The organism is Bradyrhizobium sp. (assembly GCF_027451485.1).
Classification (GTDB): Bacteria; Pseudomonadota; Alphaproteobacteria; order Rhizobiales; family Xanthobacteraceae; genus Bradyrhizobium.
The window spans coordinates 1-6,382 of record NZ_DAIDJE010000074.1; the positions used below are offsets into that span (position 1 = coordinate 1).

General features: G+C 64.7%; 6 protein-coding genes. 4 read left to right on the top strand and 2 right to left on the bottom strand.

Annotated features, from left to right (window positions below):
- The 3 genes from NEZ08_RS10215 to NEZ08_RS10225 all read left to right on the top strand — a co-directional run.
- Positions 1–1,379, top strand: a 1,379-nt coding sequence (locus tag NEZ08_RS10215) for a class II 3-deoxy-7-phosphoheptulonate synthase (RefSeq protein WP_298106497.1), incomplete at its 5' end; no start/stop codon positions are given.
- Positions 1,379–1,732: a diacylglycerol kinase gene (locus NEZ08_RS10220; protein ID WP_298106498.1), complete on the top strand. Its 354-nt coding sequence runs from the start codon at positions 1,379–1,381 to the stop codon at positions 1,730–1,732. The genes NEZ08_RS10215 and NEZ08_RS10220, both read left to right, overlap by 1 nt.
- Positions 1,733–1,793: 61 nt before the next feature.
- Positions 1,794–3,551 (top strand): NAD+ synthase, encoded by a 1,758-nt coding sequence (locus tag NEZ08_RS10225; protein ID WP_298106499.1) that lies wholly within the window; start codon positions 1,794–1,796, stop codon positions 3,549–3,551.
- Positions 3,552–3,582: 31 nt separating this feature from the next.
- Here NEZ08_RS10225 and NEZ08_RS10230 read toward each other — a convergent pair whose 3' ends face one another.
- Positions 3,583–4,725: a DUF2865 domain-containing protein gene (locus tag NEZ08_RS10230; protein ID WP_298106500.1), complete on the bottom strand. Its 1,143-nt coding sequence runs from the start codon at positions 4,723–4,725 to the stop codon at positions 3,583–3,585.
- Between the two features lie 235 nt (positions 4,726–4,960).
- On the opposite strand from NEZ08_RS10230, the gene NEZ08_RS10235 reads away from it, so the two are divergent.
- A complete protein-coding gene (locus NEZ08_RS10235; protein WP_298106501.1) occupies positions 4,961–5,233 on the top strand; it encodes a hypothetical protein in 273 nt (90 codons plus the stop codon).
- A gap of 704 nt (positions 5,234–5,937) precedes the next feature.
- Here NEZ08_RS10235 and NEZ08_RS10240 read toward each other — a convergent pair.
- Positions 5,938–6,382 (bottom strand): AAA family ATPase (locus NEZ08_RS10240; RefSeq protein ID WP_298106502.1); only part of this gene is annotated, 445 nt, incomplete at its 5' end.

Here is a 6,382-nt window from a genome sequence, read left to right on the forward strand (position 1 = left end):
CCTGGACACCCGATAGCTGGCGCTCGCGGCCAGTGGTGCAAATGCCGCAATATCCCGATGCCAAGGCATTGGCCGAAGTCGAGGCGCAGCTTGCGACGTTTCCTCCGCTGGTTTTTGCAGGTGAGGCGCGCAATCTGAAAAAGGCTTTGGCACGGGTTGCAGCCGGCGAGGCGTTCCTGCTCCAGGGCGGCGACTGCGCCGAGAGCTTCGCCGAGCACGGCGCCAACAACATTCGGGATTTCTTCCGCGTCTTTCTGCAGATGGCGGTGGTTTTGACCTATGCCGGCGCGGTGCCGGTGGTCAAGGTCGGCCGCATCGCCGGCCAGTTCGCCAAGCCGCGTTCGTCGCCGACCGAGACGATCGGCGGCGTCGAGTTGCCGAGCTATCGCGGCGACATCGTCAACGACATCGCCTTCACGAAGGAGGCGCGCACGCCCGATCCGCAGCGCCAGCTGATGGCGTACCGCCAGTCGGCGGCGACGCTCAATCTGCTGCGCGCGTTTGCCACCGGCGGCTTCGCCAATCTCGGCTCGGTGCATCAGTGGATGCTGGGTTTCCTGAAGGATTCCCCGCAGTCGCGGCGCTACAAGGAACTGGCCGACCGCATCTCGGACGCGCTGAATTTCATGCGCGCCTGCGGGCTCGACCTGTCCAGCCATCCCGAATTGCGCGCGACCGACTTCTACACCAGCCATGAGGCGCTGCTGCTCGGCTACGAGCAGGCCTTCACGCGCGTCGATTCCACGACCGGCGACTGGTATGCGACCTCCGGCCACATGATCTGGATCGGCGACCGCACGCGCCAGCTCGATCACGGCCATGTCGAATATTTCCGCGGCATCAAGAATCCGATCGGGCTGAAGTGCGGGCCCTCGCTGAAGCCGGACGAATTGTTGAAGCTGATCGACGTGCTCAATCCGGACAACGAGCCGGGACGGCTGACGCTGATCAACCGCTCCGGCGCCGACAAGATCGGCGAAAGCCTGCCGGGTCTCATTCGCGCGGTGAAGCGGGAAGGCCGCGTTGTGGTGTGGTCGTGCGATCCGATGCACGGCAACACCATCACCTCGACCTCCGGCTACAAGACCCGACCGTTCGACCGCATCCTGTCCGAGGTGAAGTCGTTCTTCGCCGTTCATGCGGCGGAGGGTACCCATGCCGGCGGCATTCACCTGGAGATGACCGGACAGGACGTCACCGAGTGCATCGGCGGCGCGCGCGCCATCACCCATGAGGATCTCAGCGATCGCTATCACACGGTCTGTGATCCGCGCCTGAACGCCGAGCAGTCGATCGACATGGCCTTCCTGGTCGCCGAACTCCTGAAGCAGGAACGCGCCGCCAAGGTGAGCCCGATGCCGGCCGCCGCAGGACTTTGATGCTGCGGCTCTGGCGGGCCACGATCAACACGCGTAACGGCCTCGCCTTTGCGATACGCTCGGAGCAGGCCGTGCGCGAGGAACTGTTCGCGCTGTTGCTCTCGCTGCCGCTCGCCTGGGTGATCGGCACCTCCTTGATGCGGCGGATCGAGCTCGTCGCCGCGGTCGCCATGGTGCTGGTGGTGGAACTGCTCAACACGGCGATCGAAAAGCTCTCCGATCGGCTGACGCTCGATCACGACCCGCAGATCGGCCGGGTCAAGGACATGGGGTCGGCGGCGGTCGGGGTCGCGCTGCTCACGGCCGGGCTGTTCTGGCTGTTTGCGATCGCCGAGCGCATGGGCGTCATCTGAACATGCGCGTTATCTGGGGCGGCCGGTTGTAGTTTGAGCACATGCGAGGCACGATCCATTCATGACCGAACGCGCCGACCAGTTTTCGATCACTCTGGCCCAGCTCAACCCGACGGTGGGCGATGTCGCCGGCAATGCCGCAAAGGTCCGCGCGGCGCGCGAGCGCGCCCGGGCCGACGGCGCCGACCTCGTGGTGCTGCCGGAACTGTTCATTGCCGGCTATCCGCCTGAAGATCTGGTGCTGAAGCCGGCTTTCCAGTCGGCCTGCCGCGCCGTGGTCGAGGAACTGGCGCTCGAGACCGCCGACGGCGGGCCTGCGGTTCTCGTCGGCACGCCCTTTGTCGAGGACGGCAAGCTGTTCAATGCCTGCGTGCTGCTCGACGAAGGCCGGATCGCGGCGATCCGCTACAAGGTCAATTTGCCGAATTACGGGGTTTTTGACGAAAAGCGGGTTTTTGCCCGCGGGCCCGTCTCCGGCCCGATGACCATCCGCGGCGTGCGGGTGGGGGTGCCGATCTGCGAGGACACCTGGCTGGAAGAATCGGCGGAATACGAGAACGTCGTTGAGTGCCTCGCCGAGACCGGCGCCGAAATCATCGTGGTGCCGAACGGTTCGCCCTATGCCCGCGGCAAGACCGATATCCGCCTGTCGGTCTCGGTGGCGCGGGTGACCGAAAGCGGGCTGCCGCTGGTCTACCTCAACCAGATCGGCGGGCAGGACGAACTCGTCTTTGATGGCGCCTCGTTCGCGCTCAATGCCGATCTCTCGGTCGCGGCGCAATTGCCGGCTTTCGAGGAGAGCATCGCCACGCTGCGCTGGCAAAAGGATGACAGTGGCTGGCGCTGCCAGGGGCCCGTCGCGATACTGCCCGACGGCGACAAGGCCGATTATGCGGCCTGCGTGCTCGGCTTGCGCGACTATGTGGGCAAGAACGGATTTCCCGGCGTTTTGCTCGGCATTTCCGGCGGCATCGACTCGGCGCTGTGCGCGGCGATCGCAGTCGATGCGCTCGGCGTCGAGCGCGTTCGCGGCGTCATGCTGCCGTTTCGCTTCACAGCCCAGGTGTCGCTCGACGATGCGGCGACGCTCGCGCGCCATCTCGGCTTTCGCTACGAGGTGTTGCCGATCGCCAAGGCGGTCAATGGCTTCGAGGAAATCCTGGCCGACACCTTCAAGGGTCTGCCGCGCGACATCACCGAAGAGAATTTGCAGGCGCGCACCCGCGGCACGCTGTTGATGGCGATCTCCAACAAGACCGGCGCGATGGTGGTCACGACCGGCAACAAGTCCGAGATGTCGGTCGGCTATGCCACGCTGTATGGCGACATGAACGGCGGCTTCAACCCGATCAAGGATATCTACAAGACCGAAGTTTTTCGGCTTTCCGCGCTTCGCAACGACTGGAAGCCGGAAGGTGCGCTCGGCCCCTCCGGCGAAGTCATTCCCGCCAGCATCATCACGCGGCCGCCGACCGCCGAGCTGCGCGAAAACCAGACAGACCAGGATTCGCTGCCGCCTTACGAGGTGCTGGACGCCATTCTCGAAAGGCTCGTCGAGCGCGAGCAACCGCTCGCGACCATCATCGCGGCGGGTTTTGACCGCGAAGTCGTCGCGCGCGTCGACCGCCTTCTCAATGTCGCCGAATACAAGCGCCGTCAGGCGGCGCCCGGGGTCAAGGTGACGCGGCGGAACTTCGGACGCGACCGCCGTTACCCCATCACCAACCGCTTTCGCGACGATGGCAGGCCGCTGCCCACGCCCGATGACCGCCTCGTTTCGCGCGCGGGCCGCGCGTCGGCGGAGGCGATCGACGGCTGATGCCGGACCGACAGCCAGGTCGCGCGTTAAATTAATGCGCCGGGATGAAGGTCGGTCCGACCGTCCGGATCGTCTTGCTGTCGGGCGAGGCATCGGAAACTGCCGCCGGCGGGTTCCGCGTTGCGGGCGGCGTGGCCGCGGCCGATCCTCGCCTGGACGCCGGTGTCGGCTTGGTGAGCGGCCGCGACATCTTCTTGGCGCTCTCCTCGGTGACGATGATATCGCCTTGCTGCTCGGCGGCCGCCTTGTCGTCGATGCCCTTGAGCGCGTCGGCCCAGGACTGGCCCGGGGCCCTGCAGGAGCAGGTCGGGTTGAACTCCTGACGGAAGTGGAAGGCGTTCGGCAGCGCCGTATACGGCTGGCCGCTGATCGACACCGCCTGGCTTATGTCTTCGCCCGGATTGCGATAGGCGTAGAGGTTGGCCTCCGTGGCTGGGCAGAGCGCCTTGCAGGACTTTTCGTCGTCGGGAAACCGTGCCGGGATGGTGGCAAACGAAATCGGGAAGTAGCCGCCGTCGCAGGTGCGCACGCAGACGGTGCGGTAGGTGCCGGTTGCCATCGGATCGATCGGCGTTGCGTTCGGAGTGCCCTGGCCGTTGCCGAACAGGTTGTTCAGGAACCCGCCGGGCCCCTGTTGTTGCTGCAAGGCGGTGGCGTATTGCGGCCCGCAATTGTTCTGCGCCAGCGCAAGCAGCACCGAATGGCGCTGGTTTTCGCGGTCGCCGCCGCCAAGACCACCGGTGCGCAGGTTCTCGAGATTCGTGGTGATCTGATCGAGGTTTGCGCGCATCTGCTGAATCTGGTTGTTCACCGGTCCGCATTGTGCGTTCTGGCCGGTGAACAGCGACAAGAAGCCGGAGCTGTCGCAGCCCATGCGCTTGGCCTGCAGGGTGATGCGATCGAGCTCCGCCTGTTGCTTGGCCGCCGAATCCTGGTAGCGGCGGATCTGCTCGTCCCTGGCCGGGTCGAAGCCGCCGCGGTCGATCGTCGCAAGCTGAGCCTCGAGCCGCGGACACATCGGATTGGCGGCGCCGCTTGGGGGCGGCGGGGGAGGTGGGTAGCTTTGAGGCGGATAGGCCTGCGCGTGGGCGTAGCTGCCAAAGAGCACGGCCGCGAGAAGGGTCGCGCACGCGACGACGGATCTGGATGGGGTGATCATCAAGCTGTCAGGCATGTCCCGCCATTGGGGCAACTCCGGGGCGGGCCTTCAACTGCCCGGAGAATGCGGCACCGGGCCGCACGTATGAGGATTTCCGGGCGTCCGTTTACCCGCTTCCCGGGTCGGCGTCACGCCGTTTCGGCGGCAGGTGCATCCTGGTTCCGGAGCCGGGCAGTCTTGGCAGCCAGAAGCCCGCTAGTCCATTGAAATGAATTGACTCTCCAGTTTCGGCTGGGGTGTCGCTTCGGGGATGGCCAAACGATTCTCGGGCTCCTTGCCCGTCAGGCGACGTCGGGCGAATGCCGATCCGCCAGGTCTGCATCCTGGTTGGTTCCGCATCTTCGCGGTGCCGCAGAACCGCTTCAACAACCCGGCGCAGGCGCCGTACCGAGCCGCCGCCAATGGCGCGCGACGGCGGCAAGTCGGCGTCATCGAGCGGCATCATCCATCTCCGGTCGAGACCGCGCTCGCGGGCGAGGTCTGCCAGGATTGCCGGCAGAAGTGCGTCGCGGTCGCCCGGTGACGGTTTCGGAAATGTCACCACACCGAAATCGATCCCGGATCAAGGAGGGAAGCGGATCGAGACTGTTGGCTGTCGCGACGTAAGAGACGTGCGAGAGGTCGAGCGCGCATGACTTGCCTCGATGAAGGCGCCCCACCTCACGTTAGTCGACGCTTTGTTCGTGCCTACCTCAGGGTGCACGAGGTGTACCCGAGGCCTAATGACAACCCGAATTCGGCGTTACCTTACTGCCTATTGGGCGTTACTTTTTCCGAGTTGCCCGTTACTTTTTCCGAGTTGAGCGTTACTTTTTCGGAATTGAGCGTTACCAGCGCCTGCCTAAGAGCCGCGAAAACCCTTTCAACTCAAGGCCTTGCTGGCGCGGAGTCGTCGAATTGGACGTTACCACCTCATGCAAGACCAGGGGGAGCCGCCGATTGTCGCGGACACGGTATTGCCCTTCATCGAGCTCGGCCGCGGCTGCGGATGAGCCGTCGGTTGTATCGCGGTCAAAAAGGGACAGAATTTGCTTCGATTTGTGCGTTACATTTCCCGAGTTGTCCGTTACACTTTGGGGTAAGTAACGGGGGGCGCCGACGCGGACCGCGCCTACACTGGTTTCGACGATTAGCGTTGGAGTTGTTTTTTTATTTAATGCAACCTTTTGGGATGGCCGGGCCGGTCAGGCGGCGTAGCTCATGCGGTTGCCTGGTTGCCGCTCATCGTCAGTTCTTGGTTGCCGCATCTTCGCGGTGCCGCAGAACAGCCTCAACGACCCGGCGCAGACGCCGTACCGAGCCGCCGCGCCAATGGCGGGCGACGGCGGCATGCTCGGCGCCGTCGAGCGGCATCATCCATCTCCGGTCGAGACCGCGCTCGCGGGCGAGGTCGGCCAGGATCGCCGGAAGCAGCGCATCGAGGTCGCCCGCCGTGGGTTTCGGAAACGTCACCACGCGAAATCGATCCCGGATCGGGGAGGGCAGGGGATCGATCGAGTTGGCAGTGGCGATATAGGAGACGTGCGAGAGATCGAGCGTGGTCTGCAGCGCGGGATCCGGGTAACGCGCGTTGGTTTCGGGCTCGAGAAAGCCGAGCAGGCAGTCCCACAGCCGGCCATAATCGTTGCGCGTGCCGGCCTTCTCGATCTCGTCGATCAGCACCAGTGGGTTT

Bases quoted from the DNA above. Each gene is read 5' to 3' on its own strand.
- NEZ08_RS10220 (WP_298106498.1), top strand. From the start codon at position 1,379: ATGCTGCGGCTCTGGCGGGCCACGATCAACACGCGTAACGGCCTCGCC.
- NEZ08_RS10230 (WP_298106500.1), bottom strand. From the start codon at position 4,725: ATGCCTGACAGCTTGATGATCACCCCATCCAGATCCGTCGTCGCGTGC.
- NEZ08_RS10225 (WP_298106499.1), top strand. From the start codon at position 1,794: ATGACCGAACGCGCCGACCAGTTTTCGATCACTCTGGCCCAGCTCAAC.
- NEZ08_RS10235 (WP_298106501.1), top strand. From the start codon at position 4,961: ATGGCCAAACGATTCTCGGGCTCCTTGCCCGTCAGGCGACGTCGGGCG.